General features: G+C 52.5%; 23 protein-coding genes and 1 pseudogene. 19 read left to right on the top strand and 5 right to left on the bottom strand.

Annotation, left to right across the window (positions count from 1 at the left end; translation table 11 throughout):
• Positions 1 to 35: 35 nt before the first annotated feature.
• Both IGS16_RS13400 and IGS16_RS13395 read right to left on the bottom strand, forming a co-directional pair.
• Positions 36 to 554 carry a hypothetical protein gene (locus IGS16_RS13400; RefSeq protein WP_297086178.1) on the bottom strand — a complete coding sequence of 173 codons (519 nt, stop codon included), beginning with the start codon at positions 552 to 554 and terminating at the stop codon, positions 36 to 38.
• Entirely contained in the window at positions 554 to 2620 is a 2067-nt protein-coding gene (locus IGS16_RS13395) for a DNA phosphorothioation-associated putative methyltransferase (RefSeq protein ID WP_297086177.1), read from the bottom strand. The genes IGS16_RS13400 and IGS16_RS13395 overlap by 1 nt, the downstream gene beginning before the upstream one ends.
• A gap of 251 nt (positions 2621 to 2871) precedes the next feature.
• On the opposite strand from IGS16_RS13395, the gene IGS16_RS13390 reads away from it, so the two are divergent.
• The 16 genes and pseudogenes from IGS16_RS13390 to rpmB all read left to right on the top strand — a co-directional run bounded on the left by IGS16_RS13390 (position 2872) and on the right by rpmB (position 16115).
• Positions 2872 to 3843, top strand: a complete 972-nt coding sequence (locus IGS16_RS13390) for a DUF4007 family protein (protein WP_297086175.1) — start codon at positions 2872 to 2874, stop codon at positions 3841 to 3843.
• A gap of 14 nt (positions 3844 to 3857) precedes the next feature.
• Complete coding sequence (locus tag IGS16_RS13385) at positions 3858 to 7373, top strand: hypothetical protein (RefSeq protein ID WP_297086173.1); 3516 nt, start codon at positions 3858 to 3860, stop codon at positions 7371 to 7373.
• Between the two features lie 44 nt (positions 7374 to 7417).
• On the top strand, positions 7418 to 8062 hold the full coding sequence (locus tag IGS16_RS13380; protein WP_297086171.1) for a Uma2 family endonuclease: 645 nt from the start codon (positions 7418 to 7420) through the stop codon (positions 8060 to 8062).
• 52 nt (positions 8063 to 8114) lie between these two features.
• The gene (locus tag IGS16_RS13375) at positions 8115 to 8927 is read left to right on the top strand and encodes a phosphoadenosine phosphosulfate reductase family protein (RefSeq protein ID WP_297086169.1); all 813 of its coding nucleotides are present in this window, start codon (positions 8115 to 8117) and stop codon (positions 8925 to 8927) included.
• Positions 8928 to 9208: 281 nt separating this feature from the next.
• Positions 9209 to 9868, top strand: coding sequence for a Uma2 family endonuclease (locus IGS16_RS13370; RefSeq protein WP_297086167.1), 660 nt, complete (start codon positions 9209 to 9211; stop codon positions 9866 to 9868).
• A 4-nt stretch (positions 9869 to 9872) separates the two neighbouring features.
• A complete protein-coding gene (locus tag IGS16_RS13365; RefSeq protein ID WP_297086165.1) occupies positions 9873 to 10016 on the top strand; it encodes a hypothetical protein in 144 nt (47 codons plus the stop codon).
• 41 nt (positions 10017 to 10057) lie between these two features.
• On the top strand, positions 10058 to 10234 hold the full coding sequence (locus IGS16_RS13360) for a DUF2281 domain-containing protein (RefSeq protein ID WP_297086163.1): 177 nt from the start codon (positions 10058 to 10060) through the stop codon (positions 10232 to 10234).
• Between the two features lie 10 nt (positions 10235 to 10244).
• Positions 10245 to 10520 (top strand): hypothetical protein, encoded by a 276-nt coding sequence (locus IGS16_RS13355; RefSeq protein WP_297086161.1) that lies wholly within the window; start codon positions 10245 to 10247, stop codon positions 10518 to 10520.
• Positions 10517 to 10921, top strand: a complete 405-nt coding sequence (locus IGS16_RS13350; protein WP_297086160.1) for a type II toxin-antitoxin system VapC family toxin — start codon at positions 10517 to 10519, stop codon at positions 10919 to 10921. Before IGS16_RS13355 ends, IGS16_RS13350 begins: the two co-directional genes overlap by 4 nt.
• A 106-nt stretch (positions 10922 to 11027) precedes the next feature.
• A complete protein-coding gene (locus IGS16_RS13345; protein WP_297086158.1) occupies positions 11028 to 11879 on the top strand; it encodes a DUF4007 family protein in 852 nt (283 codons plus the stop codon).
• 278 nt (positions 11880 to 12157) lie between these two features.
• Positions 12158 to 12379 carry a helix-turn-helix transcriptional regulator gene (locus IGS16_RS13340; RefSeq protein ID WP_297086156.1) on the top strand — a complete coding sequence of 74 codons (222 nt, stop codon included), beginning with the start codon at positions 12158 to 12160 and terminating at the stop codon, positions 12377 to 12379.
• A 65-nt stretch (positions 12380 to 12444) separates the two neighbouring features.
• A complete protein-coding gene (locus IGS16_RS13335; protein WP_297086154.1) occupies positions 12445 to 13563 on the top strand; it encodes an HNH endonuclease domain-containing protein in 1119 nt (372 codons plus the stop codon).
• A 28-nt stretch (positions 13564 to 13591) separates the two neighbouring features.
• Positions 13592 to 13783: a hypothetical protein gene (locus IGS16_RS13330; protein WP_297086152.1), complete on the top strand. Its 192-nt coding sequence runs from the start codon at positions 13592 to 13594 to the stop codon at positions 13781 to 13783.
• A 143-nt stretch (positions 13784 to 13926) separates the two neighbouring features.
• Positions 13927 to 14130 (top strand): annotated as a pseudogene (locus IGS16_RS13325) (nucleotidyltransferase family protein); the annotation flags it as partial.
• An 807-nt stretch (positions 14131 to 14937) separates the two neighbouring features.
• Positions 14938 to 15759, top strand: coding sequence for an MBL fold metallo-hydrolase (locus tag IGS16_RS13320; RefSeq protein ID WP_297086148.1), 822 nt, complete (start codon positions 14938 to 14940; stop codon positions 15757 to 15759).
• Positions 15760 to 15878: 119 nt separating this feature from the next.
• The gene (rpmB, locus tag IGS16_RS13315; RefSeq protein WP_068508289.1) at positions 15879 to 16115 is read left to right on the top strand and encodes a 50S ribosomal protein L28; all 237 of its coding nucleotides are present in this window, start codon (positions 15879 to 15881) and stop codon (positions 16113 to 16115) included.
• A 309-nt stretch (positions 16116 to 16424) separates the two neighbouring features.
• Here the strand turns inward: rpmB and IGS16_RS13310 are convergent, their stop codons facing one another.
• On the bottom strand, positions 16425 to 16967 hold the full coding sequence (locus IGS16_RS13310) for a response regulator (protein WP_297086146.1): 543 nt from the start codon (positions 16965 to 16967) through the stop codon (positions 16425 to 16427).
• A 382-nt stretch (positions 16968 to 17349) separates the two neighbouring features.
• On the opposite strand from IGS16_RS13310, the gene lipA reads away from it, so the two are divergent.
• Entirely contained in the window at positions 17350 to 18306 is a 957-nt protein-coding gene (gene lipA, locus IGS16_RS13305) for a lipoyl synthase (RefSeq protein ID WP_297086144.1), read from the top strand.
• A 30-nt stretch (positions 18307 to 18336) separates the two neighbouring features.
• Here the strand turns inward: lipA and IGS16_RS13300 are convergent, their stop codons facing one another.
• Positions 18337 to 19089 carry a PspA/IM30 family protein gene (locus IGS16_RS13300; protein WP_297086142.1) on the bottom strand — a complete coding sequence of 251 codons (753 nt, stop codon included), beginning with the start codon at positions 19087 to 19089 and terminating at the stop codon, positions 18337 to 18339.
• Between the two features lie 215 nt (positions 19090 to 19304).
• Here IGS16_RS13300 and IGS16_RS13295 point away from each other — a divergent pair, with 215 nt between their 5' ends.
• Together IGS16_RS13295 and htpG are read left to right on the top strand one after the other, a co-directional pair.
• Entirely contained in the window at positions 19305 to 20048 is a 744-nt protein-coding gene (locus tag IGS16_RS13295; RefSeq protein ID WP_297086140.1) for an MOSC domain-containing protein, read from the top strand.
• A 189-nt stretch (positions 20049 to 20237) separates the two neighbouring features.
• Complete coding sequence (htpG, locus tag IGS16_RS13290) at positions 20238 to 22208, top strand: molecular chaperone HtpG (protein WP_297086138.1); 1971 nt, start codon at positions 20238 to 20240, stop codon at positions 22206 to 22208.
• Between the two features lie 115 nt (positions 22209 to 22323).
• Here htpG and ffh read toward each other — a convergent pair whose 3' ends face one another.
• Entirely contained in the window at positions 22324 to 23793 is a 1470-nt protein-coding gene (gene ffh, locus IGS16_RS13285) for a signal recognition particle protein (protein WP_297086136.1), read from the bottom strand.
• Positions 23794 to 23837: the final 44 nt, after the last annotated feature.

Genomic DNA, 23837 nt, shown 5'->3' with positions numbered 1-23837 from the left:
CGAATCCATTGTGTAATTAAAGAACGGTACATATCTTAATCCCACCAATAAGAGATGATCACAGCATCTTGATCGCGTTTCAAGTCTTCGCCCCATAAAGCTTTGCGGAGACGGAGTGATACATAGTCTCGAAATTCCCAATCTTCAGTCTCCTCAGCATTCGTGCCATCACACACATCTACACAATCTGCTCGCCACTTCTTTCCCAAATCCATTAATTGAGCTACCGTCGTGTCTCGGTTTTCTGCTAAGACATACAGTGTGTCTGCTGGATAAGGAACAAAGTGAATGATGCTTGATTCTGGCATTGGACGATAGTTTGCCATTGCCAGTAGCGTTTCAAGCACTCCATTAAAACTCAATCCATCTTTATCTGGCGCATAAATGGGTTTCGTAAAAAGAAAACTTTTCCACAGATGGTGATGGTTAGTGAGATCTGTGATTACTTCTTGTCCATCAAATTCGTTAAACCGACGTTGCCAGACTAGAGCCGCAAATAGCTCCTGAGGTGAGTAGGACTGAGCAAGCGACTGAATTCTCTCTAGCTCAAGCATTATTCTTCCTCATTCTTTCGCCCTGTTTGCTTTGCTCGGATAGCCGATCGCACCAACTTCACTCGATAGGGATCAGCATCTTTTCGCCATACCACACGATGCCCCTTTAATTCAGCACAATGCTCCTCCAGGCATTTTTGCCAGCCACGATCGTCATAAATCAGGCGCAAGTCATCCAGTAAGCCCCAATCGGTTTCCTGCCGCGTCAGCTTCGCGAACTTCTCATAGAGCGGATAGTCGGCTGTCACCATTGAATCTTTTTGGTGCAGCAGGGGTGGGTTATCGTTGGGGTCATAATCCCGATAATGGACGTGGAGATCTCGTAAGTCAATCTCCATACTGGTGTGCAGGGCAGGATGAGGGTCGGTGTCAAAATGAGGGTAGAACAGGTAGGAAATCTTGGGTTTACGGAAGTGGAACTTGACGACATTGGCTTCCTGGGGGCGACCGATCGTGCGAGAGGCACAACCCTCGTAGAGCCTCAGTAGCAGATCAAGTGCCTCGATCGCCGACACATGCACCCACAGCGAATTCGGTCGCTTCTGCCCGATTGCACTACTCTTGCAGCGTTCCTCGACGACCTCTAGATTGCCCAAACTCATCAGCATCAGGTCTGCCGCAGCACAGGCTTGCTGATAGCCTCCAAATAGACTTTTGATGTCGTTCTGAACCACAGGTGTCAAGTCCCGCAGCTTGGGACGACGACCAAAATGGCTTAACGCTAGATAAACCAGCAAGTCCTGACGGCGGCGATCGCTAATCTCATCCCATTCCTGTGGGTTTGTGGCTTGTAGGACGATCTGGAATGCCCGTCGCAGATTACCAAATTCAGCACTAAGGGTTTCCGTCTCAGGCAGTTCCTCTAGGGTTGGTAGTCGTCCCCGCTCCGTAAAGAATGCCATCAATGGAGTGAGCAGTTCCTTGTAATCTTCAAACCGTTTATTTGCGAGTTGAACTTTCGGAACACTGACGCGCGATCGAAACCGGGAGGCCCGAAAAGTCTGAGCCTGGGCCTCGTCTCGAAAAACAAAGTAGATCCCTAATGCTGCTGGAACTGCATCAACCCCAAGCACCTGGTCAATGTAAATCTTTAGTTCCTCCTGGTCATAGTATTTCTGGAAGGTATTACGGCTGGTAATCACCCCATCCCCATAGGCAATTTGGCTATTCCCCTGCGCGATGAGAACCTGGGCTGCCACAATGAGCACCTGCCCGGTTAGCTCCCAGGCTTTAATCAAAGCCTCACGTCGCTCTGCCTGAGACTCGATGACATTGATGACATATCCCAAGTTAACGACATCCGCAGCCACTAGGGGAGAATCTGGACGGTAGTAGGGGTCCCAGCCAGCACTCTCGTAGCCCAGTTTAGCCACCCGCTCCAGATCTCCGCCCTGCCCACAGCCGTAGTCAAAGAAGGTTGTGGTTTGGTTCAGCAGCCCTGTCTCTAATGCCAAACGCACAGGTTTAGAGAAGTCGTTTCGGCTGATAGCTGCTTTGTGGCGATCGATCTTAACCTGAGAAGAACGAGAATTCAGTAGAGAACGATGAACCAGCGTATGTCCTTGAAACGCCACCTTAAATTGGGCTAAGCGTTCCTCCCAAGCTAAGCGTGTCCCGATCGCCTTCGGATTATCCAATAGTCCTAGAGCTTCTTCCTGACGAGTGAGGGCAGCGAACTGCTGGTAGTGGGGATAATCAGTCGTAACAAAAGTTTCTTTTCGGTGAAGAATAAAGGGGTTGCCTGCCTCACCGTAATCTCGATAGTTCACCTCACGGCTTTGCAGGTTCACCTGAATGCTGGACTGAAGCGCAGGATGTGGATCGCTGTCAAACTCTGGGTATGAGAGATAGGAAATACTCGGCTTTTCTAGATTGAATTTAACGAGCGTGATCCCTTCTGGGCGGGCAGCAATTTCCCTTGCTGCACTCTCGTACTCTTGGAGAAGCGGGTCTAATGATTCTAGGGCTGAGACGTGGACGTATAAGGCATCCGGCAGAAGCTTACCCACCTTGCTGCGTTGGCAGGTAACGGCGATCGCACTAAAGTCATCAAGGCTACAAAACATCCGCAAAAGACTTCATCGGCCTAAGTCGCAATTTGAACCCATTATGCTATTGCCCTTAAACGGTTGATCACTTTTTGCGCTTCATTATTCTGCGTTATCCCTGTTAATTAAGGAGTTAATTAAGGACAATTAAGCTCCTCCCTCTATATATGGAGTAGCATAATAGATGCACGCTATAGCTGGGGCTTTCCAGGACGCTCCGAATCGTAAAAAATAGGTACATTCGTTCTATAAAATTATGGCGGTAGAGTATGGCGGTAGAGCAAGCGAATCGCAATACAGATGCCAGTGGCAATTCTAAAGCCATCGTCTTTGCTCGTCATGAAACGTTTCATCCCCGCTTTGGTTGGTTGAAGAAAGGTTTTGACCGTGCCTCTATCGATTCGGAGATTTTCTTAAGGGAGGATGCCCCTGTCCGGCTCGGCGTGGGAAAGAACATGGTGCGCTCCATTCGATACTGGTGTTCTGCCTTTAAGCTGCTGAAGGATGACCAGCCAACAGAATTTGGTCAGCAACTTTTGGGGCAGGAAGGCTGGGACTCTTATCTAGAAGATCCTGCCTCGCTTTGGCTGCTGCACTGGAAATTGCTAGAAGCGCCCAACCTAGCGACCGCCTGGGATTTTGCCTTCAACTATTTTCGCCGGGTCGAGTTTACGACTGAAGATTTGTTTTACCAGCTTTGTGAGTACCGCGATCGCAAAGCTCCCCGTATTTCTGAGTCTTCACTCAGAAAGGATGTGAGTTGCATTTTGCGGATGTATGTCGCACAACCCAGTGGTAAGGCTCAAGTCAGCGAAGATTCCCTGGATTGCCCCTTTACGGAACTGGGGTTGATTCACACCGCAGGGGACTCGCGGCACTATCTATTTCGCGTTGGACAAAAACCCAACTTGCCGCCAGAAGTGGTGGTCTATGCCTGCTTACAGCACCATGCTTCTCCTCAGGAGACGCTACGCGAACGAACGGGTAGCCCTGCTAAAACAATCCCCATTGCCAATTTGCTCTACAACCCTGGTAGTCCAGGACTCGTGTTTAAGCTGACTGAAAGTGCCATCTGTAACGCGATCGAAGTTATAGCCCGACGATGGGAGCAAATTCAACTGTCTGATGCTGCCGGAAAGCTGCAATTTTCCTTTGAAGGGGAGCCACTGAGCCTAGCAGCGGCTATCTTAGATGGGTATTATCGGTTCTCCTCTGGAGACGCTCCGCGAACGGGAAGGTGAGCAAGGTGAGTAAGATGACCCATAAGACGCTTGCAACTTACTTTGAGCTACACCGCCGCTACTACCGATCCGTCAACCTAGAGAGAGATTTAGATAAGCCTGATGCAGTGCATGGCTATGTTCCGACGGAGCGATCGGTTGAAGCATTGCGACGTATTCTGTCTACCATTGGCAATCCGAATGCTCACCGCGCCTGGACGCTCACCGGGGTCTATGGCACCGGAAAGTCAGCGTTTGCTCACTATCTGGCGGCGTTGTGTGCCCCAGAAGAAAGTCCGGTTGCTGAGGCAGCTTGGGCGATCGCTGAATCGGTTTTTCCGGCCAATAGCCCCGAAATGGAAGCGATCAGACGCATTCCTGAAGCAGGGTTAGTGAGAGCCGTCGCCACCGCTCAACGAGAACCGCTGAGCTGGACGATTGTGCGCGCCCTGTCCTATGGCTTTGATCGATTTTGGAAAAAAAGGCGGAAGCCAGATTTCTGGATGGATTTGAATGAGTGGCGCTTCCAGGCAGAGGAGGGCAACTGCCAGGTTACCGACCAACAAGTGCTGAAATTGCTTCGAGAGGTTGTCCAGACGGTTGAAACAGATGTGCTGCTCATTATTGATGAGTTGGGCAAGAATCTGGAATATGCGGCGCATCATCAGGGAATTCAAGATCTATACCTGCTGCAACAAATTGCCGAATTAGAGCTAGAGGGCGATTACCAAGTTCACTTGGTGGGGATTCTGCATCAGTCCTTTGCCGGGTATGGCGATCGCCTCTCAACCGTCGAGCAAAGCGAATGGACAAAGATTCACGGACGATTCACAGACATTGTTCTCACTGAATCGCCTAGTCAAATGACTCGCTTAATTGGGCAAGCGATCGTTCACTCCAGTCAAATTCGACCCGACCTTCACCGCCAAGCAGAACACTGGTTTGAGGCGTTAAAAGACGTACTCTCAGAATACGAGATTTCGGCAAAGGTGCTAGCAGATGCCTATCCCCTGCACCCCCTGACGGCGCTGGTGCTGCCCATGCTCTGTGTGCGCTACGCCCAGAACGATCGCTCTCTGTTTACTTTTCTCACCAGCGACGAGCCTTACGCCTTGCCGCAGTTTCTCAAGTCTACGACCATTCAGGGAGATCACATCCCCACCCTGAAGTTGTACCAGCTTTATGACTACTTTGTGGATGCCGTCACCGGATTGGCATCGCGTCTCAACTTACAACGTTGGGTAGAAGTACAGGGGTTGATTCAGGATGCCAGAGACCAGAGCCAGGATGTGCTCAAAGTCCTAAAAACCATTGGAATTCTCAATCTAATCACCTCAACTGGAAAGTTTCGGGCTACTCCTGAATTAGTAGCACTGGCATTGTGCGACACCCCCACCGATGAAAAGGGCCGTCAGCGTTGGCAGAAGACGATCCAATACCTGAAGCAGAAAAAATTAATCACCCACCGCAGCGCTCAAGACGAACTGCGAATCTGGCAAGGCTCTGATTTCGATGTGGAAGCCGCCATTCAAGGGCAAATCGAGCGAGCCTACAATCCCTTAGCCGATTTATTGACCACCACCCATCCCTTAAAACCGCTGGTCGCTCAACGCCATTACACCACGACGGGTAATCTCCGCTATTTTGAGCAGCGGTATGTGGATAGTCGGGTTGACCTGAAGGCGTTAACTGGTGCTAATTCAGGGAGTGATGGTTTGATTGCTTACTGGTTAGATACTGCTTCACCTGAATCAGTTCCAGCACGGACTGCGGATGGCAAACCACTGATTGTGATTACAGTTGCCAATCTTGAACTACTACGAATGCGGAGTGAAGATTTTTGGGCACTGAAGCAGATCTGGAAAGATGCTCCTGAGTTGCAAACGGATGGCGTGGCAAAGCGAGAGGTAAGACAGCGCCTGGTCGAAGCAGAGCAACTCCTGAATGAAACCATCGCTCTAGCATTCAACTGGTCAGCACAAAAAAATACCTGCTGGATTGATGGGCAACTCACCGCCATTGAATCTGACCGGGGCTTTCAATCTGCGCTTTCAAACTTGTGCGATCGCACCTACTGCCAGGGCCTAGTACTCGACAATGAACTGATCAATCGGCGTGAACTGACCTCCCAGGGGGCAAAGGCGCGGCGCGAACTAATTGAGGCCATGCTCAAACACGCTGACAAGCCACGCCTGGGGTTAGCAGGCTATGGGCCGGAAGTCGCCATGTATGGTTCGGTGCTGGAAGCTACGGGAATCCATCGGCAGGAGGATGGGGTGTGGGGATTTTATCGGGCGATCGCTGATTCAGGCGTGGCAATTGTGTGGCAGGCGATCGCCCGGTTTTGTCTGGAAGCTACCGACAAGCCGCGATCGCTTGCTCAACTCTATCAGCAACTAGCCAATCCGCCCTATGGAGTGAAGTCAGGAGTAGTGCCGGTACTATTGGCTGCCGTGTTGCTGCACTATGTCGATGAAGTTTCGGTCTATAAAGATGGCACGTTTATTCCGGTGCTGGGAGCAGAACATTTTGAGCTACTGGTCAAAGATCCATCCCGGTTTGCTGTCAAACATATTGCTGTAATGGGATTGCGATCGCAGGTGTTCCGGGAACTAGAGGCAATTCTCAGAAGCAGTCCTGCGAAGGGGCAACCGGGCAACCGTAATTGCACGATTTTGTCCGTCGTGAAACCGTTGGTGCAGTTTGTCCGCAAGCTCCCCGCATATACGGTGAAATCGAAGCGGCTCAGTGCCAATGCTCAAGCTGTGATTCAGGTGCTGCTGCAAACCCAGGAGCCGGATGAATTACTGTTTGCAGATCTGCCCAGAGCGCTAGGTTTAGACTCAATTCAGATTGACCCGGAACATGAAACAGCGACGGATTCAGCAACAGCGCGACGGTTTCGGGAACAGTTGGTGCAGATCCTACGGGAAATCCACACGGCCTACGATGCCTTGCTGCAAGACTGTGAAGCGATGCTGTACAACGCCTTTGGGCTAAGGAGCGATCGCGATCAACTACGATTGGATTTGCAGTTTCGGGCAAAGTACTTGCTGGGGAACTGTCTGGAGAGCAACCTGAATCGATTTGTGCGGGCGGCAGCAGATGAAACTGTCAGCGATCGCATTTGGTTAGAGTCGCTGCTGATGATTGTGGCCGATAAATCCGCAGAAGCCTGGACGGATCAGGATGTCACAGCCTTTGAGTTAAATTTGAGTGACCTGGCGCGACGGTTCAAAAATTTGGAAGTGCTGCAAAAAGATGTTGCTGCTCATAGTCGAAGTGGCTTTGAGGCGCGACGGTTGACGGTGACTCGACCGGATGGCAGCGAAATTCACCGCATGGTCTGGATGGATCAGGAACAGCAGCAACGTCTCGATCCGCTAATTGAACGAGTTCTGGCAGAATGTCCTGACCCTCAATTACGCCAAGCTTTTCTAACTCTTCTCAGCGAACGAGTGTTGGCAGAAACTTCGCAGCCGCCGCTGCCAATCAACCAACCATCAGCCAAGCCATCCAAAATCCAAAATCCAAAATCCAAAATGGCCTAACCTTGCCGATAATAGAGAGGCAATCAAGCAGACGCAAACGATCTATGCTCTTGGAGTTAAGACGGTTAGAGGTTCCGCCAGGGCAACGGTTGTTGTTGCGGGATGTCACCTGGCAAGAATTTGAAACGATTCTGGACGAACTGGGGGAGCATCGCGGCGCACGTCTCGCCTATGACCAGGGCACATTGGAGATGATGATGCCGTTGCCAGAACATGAAGACGATAAGGAGATCATTGGCGATTTAATCAAAGCCCTGCTGGAAGAACTGGATATGGAATTTAGAAGCCTGGGTTCCACCACGTTTAAGAAGGCGCAGACTCAGGGTTTAGAGCCTGATCAATGTTTTTACATTCAACATGAAGCGGTCATTCGCGGCAAACGACGGATTGATTTAGCGATTGATCCACCTCCAGACCTGGCGATCGAAATTGACGTTACCTCTCGCACCCACCCCAGTATTTATGCCGCACTCGGAGTCCCCGAACTCTGGCAATTCGATCGCGGTACGTTGCAAATCAACATCCTCCGGGGCGATCGCTATGAACTGGTCGCTGAAAGTCCCAATTTTCCAGGATTGCCGTTGGCGGAGGTGCTACCCCGCTATCTGGCGGAAAGTAAAACGATTGGGCGGAATCGCACCGTCAGAGCCTTTCGCCAGTGGGTCAGGGCACAGGGGGAAAGGGGCTGAGCGAGAGCCGGGAGTTTACCGTAATGAATGAATTTGTATCAATATAGCCAGTATGGAGAATACTAATACCAACAAACAACCACGACATATTTTAGGGCTGTCAGGGGGCAAAGACAGTACCGCCCTGGCAATTCTGCTGCATCAGGAAGTGCCGCAGATGGAATATTTCTTTTGTGACACCCACCGGGAGTTGCCAGAAACCTACGAGTATCTGGAGCGGATTAAAGCACGCCTAGGCATCCAGATTCACTATTTGAGTGCAGAGCGAGGATTCGATCACTGGTTAGACATCTATGGGGGGGCACTCCCTTCGCCCCAGATGCGATGGTGTACGAAGCAGCTTAAAATCAAGCCTCTGGAAGCCTTTATCGGTGACGACGAGGCGATTAGCTATGTTGGGATTCGGGCTGATGAGCATCGAGATGGCTATATTTCTACCAAGCCCAATATCAAAGCAGTGTACCCGTTTAAGGAGCGGGGGCTGGTGAAAGCAGATATTTTGCGACTGCTGGAAGAAAGCGGCATTGGGTTGCCCAAATACTACGAGTGGCGATCGCGCTCTGGTTGCTATTTTTGCTTCTTTCAGCGTAAGTATGAATGGGTGATGTTACAGGAAACCCACCCCGACCTGTTTGCCAGAGCCGTGGACTATGAAAGCCAGCACAAAGACGGCAGAACCTACACCTGGACCCAGGGCGAAACGTTGCTGGAGTTGCTAGAGCGGAAAGACCAAATTATTGCCGATCATCACAAAGCCATGGCACGAGAGGCCCAACAAAAGCCCGATCGCCCCCTGGTGGAGAGCCTGAAAGCTATTTTGGATGAAGAGGACGACACCTTGCCCTGTCTTGCGTGCCATCTATAAGCTGAACTCAAAGGATTGAGTACCGTTCGAGATGTCCATCCAGGAGGCTTGATGATCACCACTGCCATCCAACCTACTCAAACCCCTCAACCTGTGCGATTCACAGTGCAGGACTGGTGGGAGAGCAGACCCTAGCCCTTGCCCACGTTTTTCCTTGATTGACTTTTACAAAATACTTTGAGTCCAGCCATGGTACAGGCTCAACCGCAACTTCTATCGTTTCGATAGGAGCTTATACAATGGAGGCACCGAGAATTGGTCTCAGCGGAGAGAGATCCATCATGGCGCTAACGGCTCAGGAATTGGCAGACCTAATGCCCGATGCCCGTCAACTGGAGAGCGATGAACCGGAAATGGAGAGTTCATTACACTACGCCCAGTTGGCGCTCCTGGTGGCTTGTCTGGAATGGCTGTGGCGCGATCGCACTGACTTTTTTATCGGGGCGAATCTCTCTATTTACTTCAGCCGCGACCAGCTTAAAAAGCGCGACTTTCGCGGCCCAGATTTCTTTCTCGTCACGCACACAGAGCGCAAACCCCGAAAATCCTGGGTGGTGTGGGAAGAAGGCGGGCAGTATCCTGACTTGATTATTGAGTTGTTGTCTCCCGCGACGGCCCAAATCGATCGCAGTCTGAAAAAAGCCCTTTACCAAGATCGCTTCAGAACTCCAGAGTATTTCTGGTTCTCGCCAGACACCCTGGAGTTTGAGGGCTATCGGCTAGTGGGGCAACACTATGAGGCCATTGCCCCCAACCAGGTAGGCTGGCGCTGGAGTGAGGTGCTGGGGTTGTTTTTGGGGGTGCAGGATGGGCAGTTGCGCTATTTTACGCAGTTAGGAGAGTTGGTGCCAACCCCGCAAGAGGCTGCGGCTCAGGCAGAGGCACGATCGCGGCGATTAGCAGAGCAGTTGAGGGCACTGGGGGTGGAGCCAGATGCTTAGGCGGTTGCAAACAAAGAGATCCTCAAGCAGCCCTGCACCACCTGCTGGCCCCCAGCCCCACCGCCAAACCACCCTCGGCGGCGGCTCTTCGCAATACGGGAGGCAGCAATACGAGGCAGTGGGCGATCGCACTTTTCTCGGCATTTAATGTCCCTGCCATAATGAAGTTATCCTGGTTTTCTCAATGCCATGACCTCTGCCGCTGCTGACGATTCTTCCCCCGATCTGGTTGCTGCCATTATGGAGCAGGTGAAATCGCTCTCCCCGGAGTACCAGCAGTTTTTCCTCGACTATGTAGAATTTCTGCTCCAGAAGTACTCGCCCGCTCAAACACCCGCTGAAGAAACCGAACAACCAGGAGCCTGACCTGATAGTGATGCAACTCTCCGATGCCCAAACAATCTCCCCCAAGCTTGTAGAGCTTATCCAATCGAAAGTCCAGACGCTTCCAAGAGACCAGCAACAAGCCGCACTGGACTTTCTCAAGTTTCTGCGCCAGAAGAACGAACTGCATCAACCCCGAAAGAGTCTTTGGGAGAGGATTGACGAGGCGGTTGAACGTATCCCAGATGAAGCATGGGATAGTTCTCCAACAGATGGTTCTTATCAGCATGACCACTATCTCTACGGCACACCAAAGCGGGAGCAATGACAGTTTTTATTGATACGGCTTATTGGGTGGCCAGGATTGACAAACGTGATCAGTGGCGGGATAGAGCCAAGGCAGTGACACAACGACTTCTCACGACCCCGCTAGTAACCACAGAGTTGGTACTTGTAGAGGTATTGAACTATTTCAGTGGTTACCGAGCAGAGGTGAAACAGGAGGTTGCAGGCATTGTTGCATCTTTGCTGGATGAATCAGATATCAGAGTCATCTGGCAAAGTCGAGATTTGATGAGGAAAGGCTTGGCACTGTACCGCGATCGCCTGGACAAGGGATACAGCCTGACCGACTGTGTTTCAATGGTGGTGATGCGCCAGGAGACGATTCAGAAGGTTCTGACCCACGACCGGCATTTTCTTCAAGAAGGATTCTCGATACTACTCTAACCCGATCGTTCCATCCCCAATGTCCACGAACCCACCCCACACCCCCCTGAAAAAAGCAGCCCTGCGCCACCTGCTGGCCCCCAGCCCCACCGCCAAACCACCCTCGGTGGCGGCTCTTCGCAATGCGAGGCAGTGGGCTAGGGCGGCAAAGTTGCTCGATGAGCGGGGGTTGACTGCGGAAGGCAAGTTAGTTGCAACGAAAGATCCTTATCTGGAAGCAACAGTTACCGATTGGTTGATTCATTTTCATTTGAGTTCTGGCGATCGCAGTTTGTGGCAATCGTTTGTATTTGAGTTTCTGCCAGAGCATTCAGAATTTACTCAAGATGAATTGTTGAACTACTTCACAAACATATTCTCATCAGAATCATCTGATTCATTGCGTAAGGTCACTCAGTCAATTCTGAAAACCTACACAGATTCAGAGGCGATCGCCAAGAGTCAGTTTCTTACTCACACCCAAAAAACATATTCGATTGGCAATCCAGACCTGTCGAATCCTTACACGACTGGATATTTACTGGCAAAGATTTGGGAGCGAGATTTTAAGGCGCGATCAGCAGTTTTGGTGGATGACATCTTGAATGCAGAGATGGGATTAGCTAGCATTCTAGGGATTCAAAAAGACCAGTTGCGGCAGCAGTTAGATGTTCTGGCTAGATATGACGTAATTGAGCAGCGATCGGCGAAGCCCCATCTCTCTGACACAAAACCACCGATAAAAGAGGAGGGTGAGGCATCTTATCTGGTGTATCGCTGCTGGGAAACCCCAGACGAATTACTGAAGAAAGCCTACGAAAACGATAGGGCAACACCCAACCAACCGCTGATTCAGTCTCTTAGCTTGATTTTGGATGATGACGAAGACGCGCCAGATTTTTCCAGTTTCCTGGAATGGGCAACGGGCTTTATTTCGCTGGATGGCGGGTCGAACACAATCACCAGATTAGCGTCGTGAAGGTATCGCCGCAAAAGGATCAGATAGTTCTCTGCATCGCCGCGACGACGAAAACGGTTCACCACGACACGTTGCATATTGGGCAGTAGACGCACCACTACCCAGACATGAAGTGGACTAGCATTCATCATATTTCTTGAAATCAGCGCAAAGTTTAGCGAGACACTAGCTAAAGTGCCTCCCGAAATCGTTTAATGGAGGATGAGAAAGAACCTCTTACTAGAAAAGTTTTCTAGAAAAATGGGGAATTGTCAAGTGTTTCTAAAAAAGTTTTCCGGATGGAGCAGGATCGACCAAAACTGACCTTAAAACAACTAAGGGAGCAAGCAGGACTCTCACAGGAGGCTTTAGCGCGTCTGGTTGGGGTTAGTAGCAAAACTGTGAGCAACTGGGAAAGAGGAACTAATGTTGCTAGCTTGACAGTTCCTCAGATGAAAGCTCTATGTGAGGCTTTGGGTGTAACCCTCTATGAATTGCCGGACGACTTTAGCTCACAGTGATAGCTGCCTACTGCTTAAGGGAATTCTTACAGTAGATATACTCATAGCCATAAGAGTAAATTTCTATGGATAGTCCATACAGTCTGCCCAATTCTGAAAGCTTGGATATCGCTACTTTTTCCAGACTGCTTGATGACACTACAAATTCTTATAAGTTTCTCTTTTTTCTATCGCTGTTAGACATTCTAAGCAGTCGTTTTTTCAAGACAACTTCACCAATTAGGTTAAAAGATCTAGCTATTGAGATGTTGGTCAATGCTTGGTATCCGCATTCAGTATTTAGGCTATCCTTTGGATTGCAAGACATGGTTGCGGAAAAACTAGATTCTCTAGCATTGCATTTTGACGAATCTCTATTAAAAATCACGGAAGGCAATAAAACCATTGTTCGTGAAGCGATACAAATTAAAAATATTGATGACAGACTCATTAGATATGTTCCTTTTCGATTGATACGACCTTTCTTTAAAGAATTAAGAGGATTGAAAGATCAACAAGTTAACAACGAAGTAAAAAATGCAGCGGAGAGATTTTTTGAAGCTCGAAAACCTTTGTACAAATTCAATCAGGATGCTACAGCAATCCTAATTCATCCTGAATGGGCTTCTTATATTCAAATTAACCACCGAATTATTAGAGGCTGGGTTTCATGGGGTTGGCTGCAATATATGCAGAAAAAGAACCCTAACACTCCTGCCATTGCTAGTAAACTGTTTCCGCCTAGAGAGCGAGAGTCTTTACAAGGGCAAACTTCTTACTGGCGAACAGTTATTGAAAATTGCGAAGATTTAAGATGTATCTACTCAAACCAAATACTAGAGCTTGATGATATTTCACTTGATCACTATTTGCCCTGGTCTTTTGTGGCTCATGATCAGCTATGGAACTTGATTCCAGTTCCTAAAAGCGTTAACTCATCCAAGTCAGACAATATTCCTGACAATATTTATTTTGAAAGATTTATTAAAACACAGCACACAGGACTCATTATTTTCCACAATCATAGTTCTCAAAAGAAATGGACTAACTATATCGAATCGTATTTAGTTGATTTGGGGTTTTCTAATAAAGAAGAGTTGCTGAACTTTGAAAGCCTCAGAAAACAATACGAAATAAAATTCAAGCCTTTGATTGCTCTAGCAGTTAGCCAAGGATTTGAACCTAATTGGAGATATTCTCCCTAAAGCGCATGAATTCTGTTGAGATAGAATCGTGCGTTATCCCTTTGAAAAATTTGAGCGGCGTAAGTTTGTGCGGCGACTTAAGGAACTGACGCTGCTCAAGTTTGAGCCTGCGTTGTGGAAACGCCTGACGGCAGAAGACAAAGAAGCGCTGAGGGCGATCGCCCAGACTGCCCTGATAGAATACTATCAACGATTAGAACTCGGCTCGACCAAGCCCTAGCGCCATGACCACCGACCGCCTGCTGCAACTGCCTCCTCTGGAAAGTGGCGATCTCCATCTTCCGCTAGTGGCGCGAAGTAGAGGATGCCTATCACAGTAATAGAAAACTGGCCAGAGTACACGCTGGCAAGGAAACAGGTGAGATGACGATTCAGGCGATCGAGCTACCAATGGAGAAGATTGCAGAGTTCTGCCGCAAATGGCAGGTGACCGAATTTGCCCTCTTCGGTTCTGTTTTGCGGGATGACTTTCGCCCCGATAGCGATGTCGATGTGATGGTGCAATTTCACCCAGCGGCTCACCCAACTTTCCTTACCTTGGATCTGATGCAAGCAGAACTTCAAACCAGAGTGCATCCCGCTTTTGCGATGAGTATGAGAGCTTAGTTCTAGGCTTTGCCGATAGCGCCAAACTTTGAGCATCGTACCTTGACCCCATACCTGTCATAGACGCTGAGAAAAAAGCCCAAATCCAATCCCACGCTCGTGCCCTTGCCGCTCTGCTGTAAGGGGAAACCGACCCGGAGCAAGTGAAAACGTTGACAGGGATTGAGGCGGCAGTGCGCGGGCACCTGCTTGAACACGTCAGCCCAGAGATTGGGAATTTTCTAGGGCAACCAGCAGCGGCACTACAAGAGGACGAAAACGTAGCCTCGACAGCATCCTCGGTCGACTGCGCTTGAGTGAAAAACAAGCTCAAATTCTGGATATGAGCGGGCAGCAGAAGGACATCGAAGTGTTGACTGGGGTAACGGTTTCTCATAGGACGCAACAATGGCTTGTGCATCGTCAAATCTTTGAGTTGCCGCAAGTGGAAGGAACAGTTGAGGAGATCAGTGTAGCTAGAGGTAAAGTGCAATTGCGAACAGCCCAAGGACAACCGAGTGAATGGCGCGATTACAAAGCAGCGAAGCTGTACGAGTTCTATGTTGCTGCCTTGCTCCAGGACAATGAGCCGTTGGTGAACTGGGTCAAGGTTCAGCCTTTGTCTGACCCACGGTCTAGAGCTAGACATCCCACCCAAGACCAGTTGAGCCGCCATACTGAGAATTGCCGGTGGGAGAGTGTCCGAGCTTGATTCCCCCCTTAGCCCCTTTTTAGAAGGCAAAATCCGGCCGCTCCGGAGAGGGAGCGGTAAGATCAAGATGTCGAAATGTGAAGCATCTTAATTCTGTGGGGGCGATCGCCGTGGATCTCACCTGGCTGGACAATAACTCTTGGCTCATAGACCTAGACAATGTGCGGATTTTGCTCGATCCCTGGCTGGTGGGGCCGCTGACGGTGGGCAACCAGGAGTGGCTATTGAAGGTGACGCATCGCACGCCGCCCGCCATCCCCGACGAGGTGGATCTGATCCTGCTGTCGCAGGGGCTAGAAGACCATGCCCATGTGGAGACGCTGAAGGCGCTCGACAAATCGATCCCGGTAGTGTGTTCGCCGAATGCAGTTAGCGTTGTGACCGAACTGGACTATAGCTCGGTGACGGCACTGGCGCATGGTGAAACATATACCCACAAGGGCGTTTCGATTCAAGCCTTTCCGGGGTCACCCATTGGCCCGTTTTTGACAGAAAACGCCTATATGCTGACGGGGCAAACCGAGGGGACGCGGCTCTACTACGAGCCACACGGCTTTCATGCGCCCGCGCTGGCAGACCTCGCGCCAGTGGATGTGGCGATCGCCCCGCTGATGACGGTGAAACTGCCACTGGTGGGCGCGATTATCCAAGGTCAGGAGAGCGCGGTGGGTTTGGCGCGATCGCTCCAATTGCGATACCTGCTGCCGACGGGGGCGGGGCAGGCGGTGGACTATGCTGGGCTGCTGCCGTCGCTGCTGAAGGGGGAGGGTGGCCCAGCAGAGTGTCGAGCGCTGCTGGCGCAGGCGGGCTTGGCGACGGAAGTGCTGGAACCCAAACCGGGCGATCGCCTTTCGATTTCCCCAGCCTCCTCTCCAGCAACTCCCTCCGTCGCAGCGTAGGATTGTCGTTCGCGCTGCTCTCAAGAGACAGAGGTTTTTTGACCACTGGCATCCCTCAGTGGCTTCAAAAACGCTGTATAATGATGGCTTGTGCCAATTAATGACTTGAGAAAACCGCTATGAGCCGCACTTGTGAACTCACGGGCAAGAAGGCCAACAATGGCTACGCCGTTTCCCACTCGCACCGCCGCACGAAAAAGCTGCAACAGGTGAACCTGCAAGAAAAGCGAGTCTGGTGGCCGCAGGGCAAGCGGTTTGTGACGCTGCGCCTGTCTACCAAGGCGATCAAGACACTCGAAAAGAAGGGGATTGACGCAATGGCCAAAGCTGCGGGCATTGACCTGAACAAGATGTAATGAAGCTGGTGAGCATGAAACTGTCAGAATGAAGCGGTCAGTTTGAAACGCTGGGCGACTTCCTAGCAGTTTTAGAGCCTCACTCCCCTTCGGGACTTCAGGGCTTCAATCAAAGTTTCAAAATTAAACCCAGGCGTGAGACACTGCTCTTGCGCCTGGGTTTGCGTTGTCAGGGCGATCGCACGACACCTTGTTGAGCAATTAGCTGTTGGGCGATTGGCTGTTGGGCGATTGGCTGTTGGGCAATTAATTAGCTTGTTGGGCGATTCAGCATGGCCGCAATGCACTGCCCCGCAAGGCTTCGAGCCGTTACTTCAGCTTTTGCTTGATAAACGTAAGCAACTGGGCCATCTGCTTCTTGAGCGTGTCGATTTCGGCCTGCATTTTGTCAATCTTCTGGTTCAGCGCGGCTACCTCTGCGCTGCTGGAGGCCGTGCTGACCGGGGCTGTCGCAGCCGCGCCCACGGGCTGGGGCCATTTCTTGAACTTGGCCATGGCGGATTTGATCGCTTCGACCAGATCCTTTTGCTCAAAGGGCTTTTCGATGAACTCGAAATATTCGAACGGCTCCGGAAGTTTTTCCGTCACCTCTTCGCGGCGGCCCGACATCAGCACCAGCGGCGCACGCAGTTCAGGTTTTGCCTGGATTTCCTGAAACACTTCCCATCCGCTCATGCGGGGCAGCAGGAAGTCCAGCATGATCAGGTTGGGATGCTCTTGGTGAATCAGGTTGATGCCCTCCACCCCATCTTTGGCTTCCAATACCTCAAAATTGCCCTTGGGCAGCATGTCGCGCACCATGTTGCGGATGACTCGGCTGTCGTCGATAACCAGGATTTTGTGACTTGCCACGGTGGACTCCTGCGGTAGTGACTGGAAGGTAGTAGCGAGCGGGAAAAGCAGCGAATCTAGAATTCTAAATAAAGCGGGGAGCAGGCGGAGACACAGGAACAGCAGCGTAATAAAAACGCGCTTGCTTCAGAATAACGGATGCAACTTTCTGAGACCTACTTTTTGATACTAATACCCAATACTAATACGACTCAGTTTAGCGGTTCATGCTTGAGATCGCGCGATCGCCCGTCAAGATTCGCCCGAAAACGTCACCCTCCCTCGGTGTTGCTCCGAAACTGGGCTTGCTCAACTCAACTCGCGTTTGCGGCGAGTTCTTCTAGAAATCCTTCTAGAATCGAGGGAAGGGCGATCGCCCCCTCTCCTTCGTTATTGTGCCCCCATGAGCCAACCTGTAGAACAGTTGCCTCCAGAATTTACGCAGGAATTTTCTCTGCCCCATCCCGAACGGGCGACCCCTGCGTCCACCCCTCGGCCCAGCCTGCCCGACTGGCTGCGGCGACCGATTGGCAATGCCCGCGACCTGTCCACGGTTCAGCAAATCATCAAAAAACGGCAGATCCACACGATTTGCGAAGAGGGGCGCTGTCCTAACCGGGGCGAGTGCTATCGCCAGAAGACCGCGACGTTTTTGCTGATGGGGCCGACCTGCACGCGCAGTTGCGCCTTTTGCCAGGTGGATAAAGGTCACGCCCCGATGCCGCTCGATCCAGAGGAGCCGCAAAAAGTGGCGGAGGCGGTGCAGCTTTTGGGGTTGCGCTATGTAGTGCTGACTTCGGTGGCGCGGGATGATCTGCCTGATGGTGGCGCAGGCTGGTTCGCTCAGACGATGGCGGCAATTCGGCTGCGAAACCCTGATACCCAGATCGAGGTGCTGACTCCAGATTTTTGGGGTGGCCCTGGGGGCGAAGCCGCCCAGATCGAGCGCATCCAGACCGTGGTGAATGCCCAACCTGCCTGCTATAACCACAATGTGGAAACGGTGCGGCGGCTGCAAGGGCCCGTGCGGCGGGGGGCAAAATATGAGCGATCGCTCTTTGTGTTGCAACAGGTCAAGGTCTTGAACCCCCAGATTCCCACCAAATCGGGGCTGATGCTGGGGCATGGCGAAACCGAGGCAGAGGTGCTGGAAACCCTGCGGGATCTACGCGCTGTGGGCTGCGATCGCCTCACGCTGGGGCAATACATGCAGCCGTCGCTCGATCATCTGCCCGTGCAGCAGTATTGGACTCCTGAAGCGTTTGAGCGGCTAGGGGCGATCGCCCGCGAAATGGGCTTTAGCCATGTACGGTCGGGCCCGCTGGTGCGAAGCTCGTACCACGCAGGCGAAGAGGCATAGCGGCTAATGCAACCGCAAAGCGGCGATTGGTTAACTCTCTTCAAGCTGCGATCGCAGGCGGGTTAGGTCGTCGGCTTCGGGCAGTTGTCTGGCCGGCTCGCCGGACGCTAGCTCATGGGCGGGTTTCCCGATCAGTTCTGCCTTCATCGCAGCCAGTTCGCTGTCGATGTCGTCACCGCTTTCGATCTGGGCAAAGCGTTCTTCGAGCTTGTCGGCATTCAGTTCGGCGATCGCCTCCGACCGCGCTTCTAGATCCAGCACCTTTTGCTCCATCCGCTCAAAGGCAGCCAGTGCGCCCTCAGGGTTATACTTGCCAATCATTTCGTTCAGCCGCTCAGAAGCCTTGGCAGAACGGGCGCGGGCGATGTACAAATCCTTCTTGGTCTTTGCCTCTGCCAGCTTGCTTTCCAGCATGATCATGTTTTTCTTCATCTGAGCAACAATGCCAGCCTGCTGCTCGATTTGCCCCTTCAGCGCCTCCGCGGTGTCCTGATAGGTCTTGCGGCGGGTGAGTGCCTCTCGCGCCAGAGCTTCTTCGCCCTTTTGCAGCGCCAGTTGCGCCCGCTGATACCACTCGCGGGACTGGGCCTCTGCCTGGGTCTGCTGCCGCTCGGTGCGCTTTTGGGTGGCGATCGCCTGGGCCACTGCCTGCCGCAGCCGGATCAGGTCTTCCTGCATATCAATGACGGTCTGCTCCAGAATTTTCTCTGGATCTTCGGCCTGGCTGATCAGGCTATTCAGGTTGGCTCGAATCACGCGCCAGATTCGATCAAGCAGTCCCATGATGACTCCGGATGACGAGGTAAAAAACTGATGCACGGCGAGTTGTCTTACATCGTAACGTAGTCAGCGTTTGGGGGGCAGGCAAGCAAGTTGTAGAAAATTGCCCTGACAGCCTCTTCACAAAGATGGATTCATAAAGACGGATTCACAAAGACGTAAAATTTTGAAATTCCTGGCATCCTCGATGTTAGCCCTCCCTTTTTCGGCGTTCGACCTTGCAGATTCTCAACCTGTTTACCAAAACCGCGTCTGGCAAACCGCCCACGCCGTGCGATCGCCTCTGGTTGCGGCGGGGGCTGGGCATTGAGGGCGATGTCCATGCGCGGGCAGGCAGTCCCCGACAGGTGTTGCTGGCCAGCGCTCCGGTGCTGATGGAACACGGGCTGCGGCCGGGCGACTTGCGAGAAAACCTCCTGCTGGACGGCGTGGTGGAAGCACTGGTATCAGGTCAAGTGTTGCAGCTTGGCAAGGCGGCGCAGGTGCGGATTATGGGCGACTGCGAACCCTGCGCCTATCTGAATACGCTCCAGCCAGGGCTGGCAAAGCGGATCAATGGACAGCGAGGAATGCTGGCGATGGTGATTTCCGACGGCATGGTGCAGGTGGGCGATCGCGCCATTGTGTTGCCGCAGACCTTTCCCGCCGTGCCCAACGACACGCGGGGCAAGCTGCACGAGTTTGTGGCGCGGATTCCGCCGGGGCGCGTCGTGCGGACGACAGAACTGCTGGTGGCGCTGGGGCTAACCGCCAGCCACTATCGCGCCATTCCGGTGATGCTAAAGAAAGCGGAGGCAGGACTGCCCGTGCATCGCGTGGTGGGCGCAGGCGGTCGGCTGCTGACCCAGCATTTGCCCGACCAAGCGGAACGGCTGGCAGCCGAGCAAGTGGAAATCGAACAGGGCGAAGTGCGGGCGGAATTCTGCTGGGAGCCGCAGCAGTTTCACGCGCTGGAGGTTTGATGGGGGCCGGATGGGGCTGCAAATTCGCGCTGGTAGGGAAATCCGAACTCGCGCAACCGAAACCCTGGGCAACTAAAATAAAAGGCGATCGCAGGATTCATCACCTGCTCGAAGGATTGCACCGAAATTCATCCTTCATCCCTCCGCCTTCATCCTTTCCACTCACCTTATCCCTTCATTCCAAAACCTATGACGACGATTCTGGAACAGGGCAATATTTCAATTCATACCGAGAATATTTTCCCGATCATCAAGAAGTGGCTCTATTCTGACCACGAGATTTTCTTGCGGGAGCTAGTGTCTAACGCCGTAGACGCAATTCAAAAGCTGCGGATGGTATCGCACTCTGGCGAATATTCCGGCGACTTGGGCGATCCGCTAATCGAAATCAAGATTGACAAGGATGCAAAAACCCTGTCGGTGTCCGATAACGGCATCGGCATGACTGCCGACGAGGTGAAAAAGTACATCAACCAGGTGGCGTTTTCTAGCGCCGAAGAGTTTGTTGAAAAGTACAAAGCCAGCGGCGATCAGCAGATTATTGGTCACTTTGGGCTGGGCTTTTATTCGTCCTTCATGGTGGCGAAGCATGTCCGCATCGATACGCTGTCCTACAAAGACGGCTCCCAGCCCGTCCGGTGGGATTGTGACGGGTCTACGGAGTTTCAGTTGTCCGAGTCCGATCGCACGACGCGGGGTACAACCGTTACCCTAACGCTGCAAGACGAAGAAGAGGAATATCTAGAGACCGCCCGCATTCAGCAACTGGTGCGGAAGTATTGCGACTTTATGCCCGTGCCAATCCACCTGGATGGCGAACAGATCAACCGCCAGAAAGCACCCTGGAAAGAGTCGCCCAGTTCGCTGACCAAGGACGACTACCTGGAGTTTTATCGCTATCTTTATCCGTTCCAGGAAGACCCGCTGCTGTGGGTGCATTTGAATACCGATTATCCCTTTGTGGTAAACGGCATTCTCTACTTCCCCAAGCTGCGCCCCGATGTGGACGTGACCAAGGGGCAGATCAAGCTGTTCTGCAATCAGGTCTTTGTCAGCGACAACTGCGAAGAGGTGATTCCCCGATTCCTGATGCCGCTGCGGGGCGTGATCGATAGCTCTGATATTCCGCTGAACGTGTCGCGCAGCTTCTTGCAGAACGATCGCACGGTGCGCCGCATTGCGGACTATATTGCCAAGAAAGTGGGCGATCGCCTTAAGGAACTCTACCGCGACGACCGCGAAGCCTACATCCGCAGTTGGCAAGACCTGGGAACCTTCGTCAAGTTCGGCTCGATGAACGACGACAAGTTCAAAAAGCAGGTCGAGGATATCCTGATTTTCCGCACGACCTATCAGGAGCCACCCGCCGAGAAACCGGCTGTAGAAGTGCAGACTGCCGAGGGCGACGTGTGGGAGTCGGGCGCTGCCGCTCCGTCTAATACGGTCGATGGCAAAACCTACACCACGCTCAAGGACTATCTGGAGCGGGTGAAAGAGCGCCACGAAAACCGCGTCTTCTATTGCAACGACGAATCTGGTCAGGCAACCTATGTGGAACTGCACAAGAGCCAGGGGCTAGAGGTGCTGTTCCTGGATTCCTTCATCGATTCGCACTTCGTCAGCTTCTTGGAGCGAGAATACCCCGAAGTGCGCTTCTCGCGGGTCGATTCCGAACTCGACGATACGCTGATTGATAAAGACCAGGCAAACGATATCGTTGACCCGACCACCAACAAGACTCGCAGCGAACAGATTAAAGAACTGTTTGAAAAGGCGCTGAACAAGCCCAAGCTGACGATTCGCACCGAAGCGCTCAAGTCCGACAATGCCGAAGCCGCGCCGCCCGCGATGGTGCTGCTGCCCGAAAGCCTGCGCCGCCTCCAGGAAATGACCGCGCTGCTGCAACAGCAGGAAATGGCGTTCCCAGAGGAACACATTTTGCTGGTAAACACGGCCCATCCGCTGGTGCAAAACTTATTGTCCCGCAGCCAGGGTACGATTCTCCAGCCCGATGGTTCGGCCGCCTCAGACGATCTCTCAGCGCTGCTCTGCCAGCACATCTACGACCTAGCGTTGATGAGCCAGAAGGGATTTGATGCGGAGGGCATGAAGGCCTTCGTAGAGCGCTCGAATCAGGTGCTAACCCGCCTGACTCGTTAGGCTCTTCGGGCGCTAGAATGGTCGCTGCAACAGCAAAAAAGGGGAAGCTTCTAAGACTTCTAAGAAGAGTCCCCCTTTTTCATTGCGAGAAAAGTCTTTGCGAGAGATAGCGAGTCTAGAGGGTTCCAAACCCTTTCTTTTTCTTGTCTTTTTTCTTTTTCTTAGACGGAGGCCCGCCGGGATAGCCGCGCCAGCCGGGAGGTGGGGCGTTGCGCGGGCCACCCATTGCAGGAGCGCCGCCAAAGAGTCCGCCGCCGCCCATTCCTGGAAACCCCATTCCCGGCATCTGCCCCTGGCCCATTTGCTGCATGAGCGATCGCATCTTTTGGAAATCGCTGACCAGCTTGCTCACGTCGTCTAGTCCGTAGCCTGCACCCTTGGCGATGCGGCGGCGGCGACTGGGGGAGCTAGAGAGCAAATCTGGATTTTTGCGCTCCTCGCGGGTCATAGAGTTGATCATTGCCTCTGCCCGTTTAAGCTGCACTTCGCCCTGCTCTAGCTGTTCGCTCGAAATCTTGTTCAAGCCGGGGAGCATTTTCATGATGCCGCCCAGCGACCCCATCGCTTTCAGCAAGCGGGTCTGCTTCAAAAAGTCGTCAAAGTCGAACTGGGCATTGAGGATTTTCTCTTGCAGCTTTTCGGCTTCGGCGATATCGACTTCTTCCTGGGCTTTTTCGACCAGCGTCAGCACGTCGCCCATCCCCAAAATGCGGGATGCCATCCGATCGGGATAGAACGGCTGGAGCGCCTCCACCTTTTCGCCCACGCCTACAAACTTGATCGGCTGCCCCGAAATCCGCCGCACCGACAGCGCCGCGCCGCCCCGCGTGTCGCCGTCCAGCTTGGTCAAAATTGCGCCAGTAATGCCAATTTGGTCATGAAACGTGCGAGTCAGGTTCGCCGCCTCTTGCCCTGTCATCGCGTCTACCACCAGCAGCACTTCATGGGGCTGCACGGTATCTTTAATCTGTGCCAGCTCGGCCATCATGTCGGCATCGATTTGCAGACGACCCGCCGTGTCGATGATGACGGTGTTAATGCCGTCTTCTTTGGCTTTGGCTACGCCTTGTCGAGCAATCTCGACCGGGTTGGCATCGCTGCCTAGCTCAAACACCGGCACGTTAATCTGCTTGCCCAGCGTGATGAGCTGGTCGATCGCAGCAGGTCGGTACACGTCCGTTGCCACCAGCAGCGTACTGCGGTTCTGCTTACGGAGATGCAGCGCCAGCTTTGCTGTAGCCGTCGTTTTACCTGTACCCTGAAGACCCGCCATCAGCACGATGGTCGGCGCAGGCTCCGCCTCGGCGAGGGGAACGTTGGTGTCCCCCATGACCTCTACAAGCTGGTCATGGACGATTTTGATGAACTGCTGATCGGGACGAACGCCAGAAATAACCTCGGCACCCAGCGCCTTTTCCTGCACCTCTGCGACAAAATCTTTCACCACCTGGAGGTTTACGTCTGCCTCCAGCAGGGCCCGCCGCACTTCGCGCAAGGCTTCTTGGATGTTGGCTTCGGAGATTTTATCTTGGCCGCGAAGTTTTTTCCAGGCTCCTTCAAGGCGATCGGCTAGGGCTTCAAACATAGGGAAATCAGGGGTGAACTCGAAGTTGATCTGTGGCTGATGAG

It is taken from the genome of Thermoleptolyngbya sp. C42_A2020_037 (genome assembly GCF_015272455.1).
Classification (GTDB): Bacteria; Cyanobacteriota; Cyanobacteriia; order Elainellales; family Elainellaceae; genus Thermoleptolyngbya.
The sequence above is the reverse complement of the archived record's forward strand: the minus strand, read 5'-3'. Positions and strand labels throughout refer to the sequence as shown.

Bases quoted from the DNA above. Each gene is read 5' to 3' on its own strand.
- IGS16_RS13400 (WP_297086178.1), bottom strand. From the start codon at position 554: ATGCTTGAGCTAGAGAGAATTCAGTCGCTTGCTCAGTCCTACTCACCT.
- IGS16_RS13395 (WP_297086177.1), bottom strand. From the start codon at position 2,620: ATGTTTTGTAGCCTTGATGACTTTAGTGCGATCGCCGTTACCTGCCAA.
- IGS16_RS13390 (WP_297086175.1), top strand. From the start codon at position 2,872: ATGGCGGTAGAGCAAGCGAATCGCAATACAGATGCCAGTGGCAATTCT.
- IGS16_RS13385 (WP_297086173.1), top strand. From the start codon at position 3,858: ATGACCCATAAGACGCTTGCAACTTACTTTGAGCTACACCGCCGCTAC.
- IGS16_RS13380 (WP_297086171.1), top strand. From the start codon at position 7,418: ATGCTCTTGGAGTTAAGACGGTTAGAGGTTCCGCCAGGGCAACGGTTG.
- IGS16_RS13375 (WP_297086169.1), top strand. From the start codon at position 8,115: ATGGAGAATACTAATACCAACAAACAACCACGACATATTTTAGGGCTG.
- IGS16_RS13370 (WP_297086167.1), top strand. From the start codon at position 9,209: ATGGCGCTAACGGCTCAGGAATTGGCAGACCTAATGCCCGATGCCCGT.
- IGS16_RS13360 (WP_297086163.1), top strand. From the start codon at position 10,058: ATGACCTCTGCCGCTGCTGACGATTCTTCCCCCGATCTGGTTGCTGCC.
- IGS16_RS13355 (WP_297086161.1), top strand. From the start codon at position 10,245: ATGCAACTCTCCGATGCCCAAACAATCTCCCCCAAGCTTGTAGAGCTT.
- IGS16_RS13350 (WP_297086160.1), top strand. From the start codon at position 10,517: ATGACAGTTTTTATTGATACGGCTTATTGGGTGGCCAGGATTGACAAA.
- IGS16_RS13340 (WP_297086156.1), top strand. From the start codon at position 12,158: ATGGAGCAGGATCGACCAAAACTGACCTTAAAACAACTAAGGGAGCAA.
- IGS16_RS13335 (WP_297086154.1), top strand. From the start codon at position 12,445: ATGGATAGTCCATACAGTCTGCCCAATTCTGAAAGCTTGGATATCGCT.
- rpmB (WP_068508289.1), top strand. From the start codon at position 15,879: ATGAGCCGCACTTGTGAACTCACGGGCAAGAAGGCCAACAATGGCTAC.
- lipA (WP_297086144.1), top strand. From the start codon at position 17,350: ATGAGCCAACCTGTAGAACAGTTGCCTCCAGAATTTACGCAGGAATTT.
- IGS16_RS13300 (WP_297086142.1), bottom strand. From the start codon at position 19,089: ATGGGACTGCTTGATCGAATCTGGCGCGTGATTCGAGCCAACCTGAAT.
- htpG (WP_297086138.1), top strand. From the start codon at position 20,238: ATGACGACGATTCTGGAACAGGGCAATATTTCAATTCATACCGAGAAT.
- ffh (WP_297086136.1), bottom strand. From the start codon at position 23,793: ATGTTTGAAGCCCTAGCCGATCGCCTTGAAGGAGCCTGGAAAAAACTT.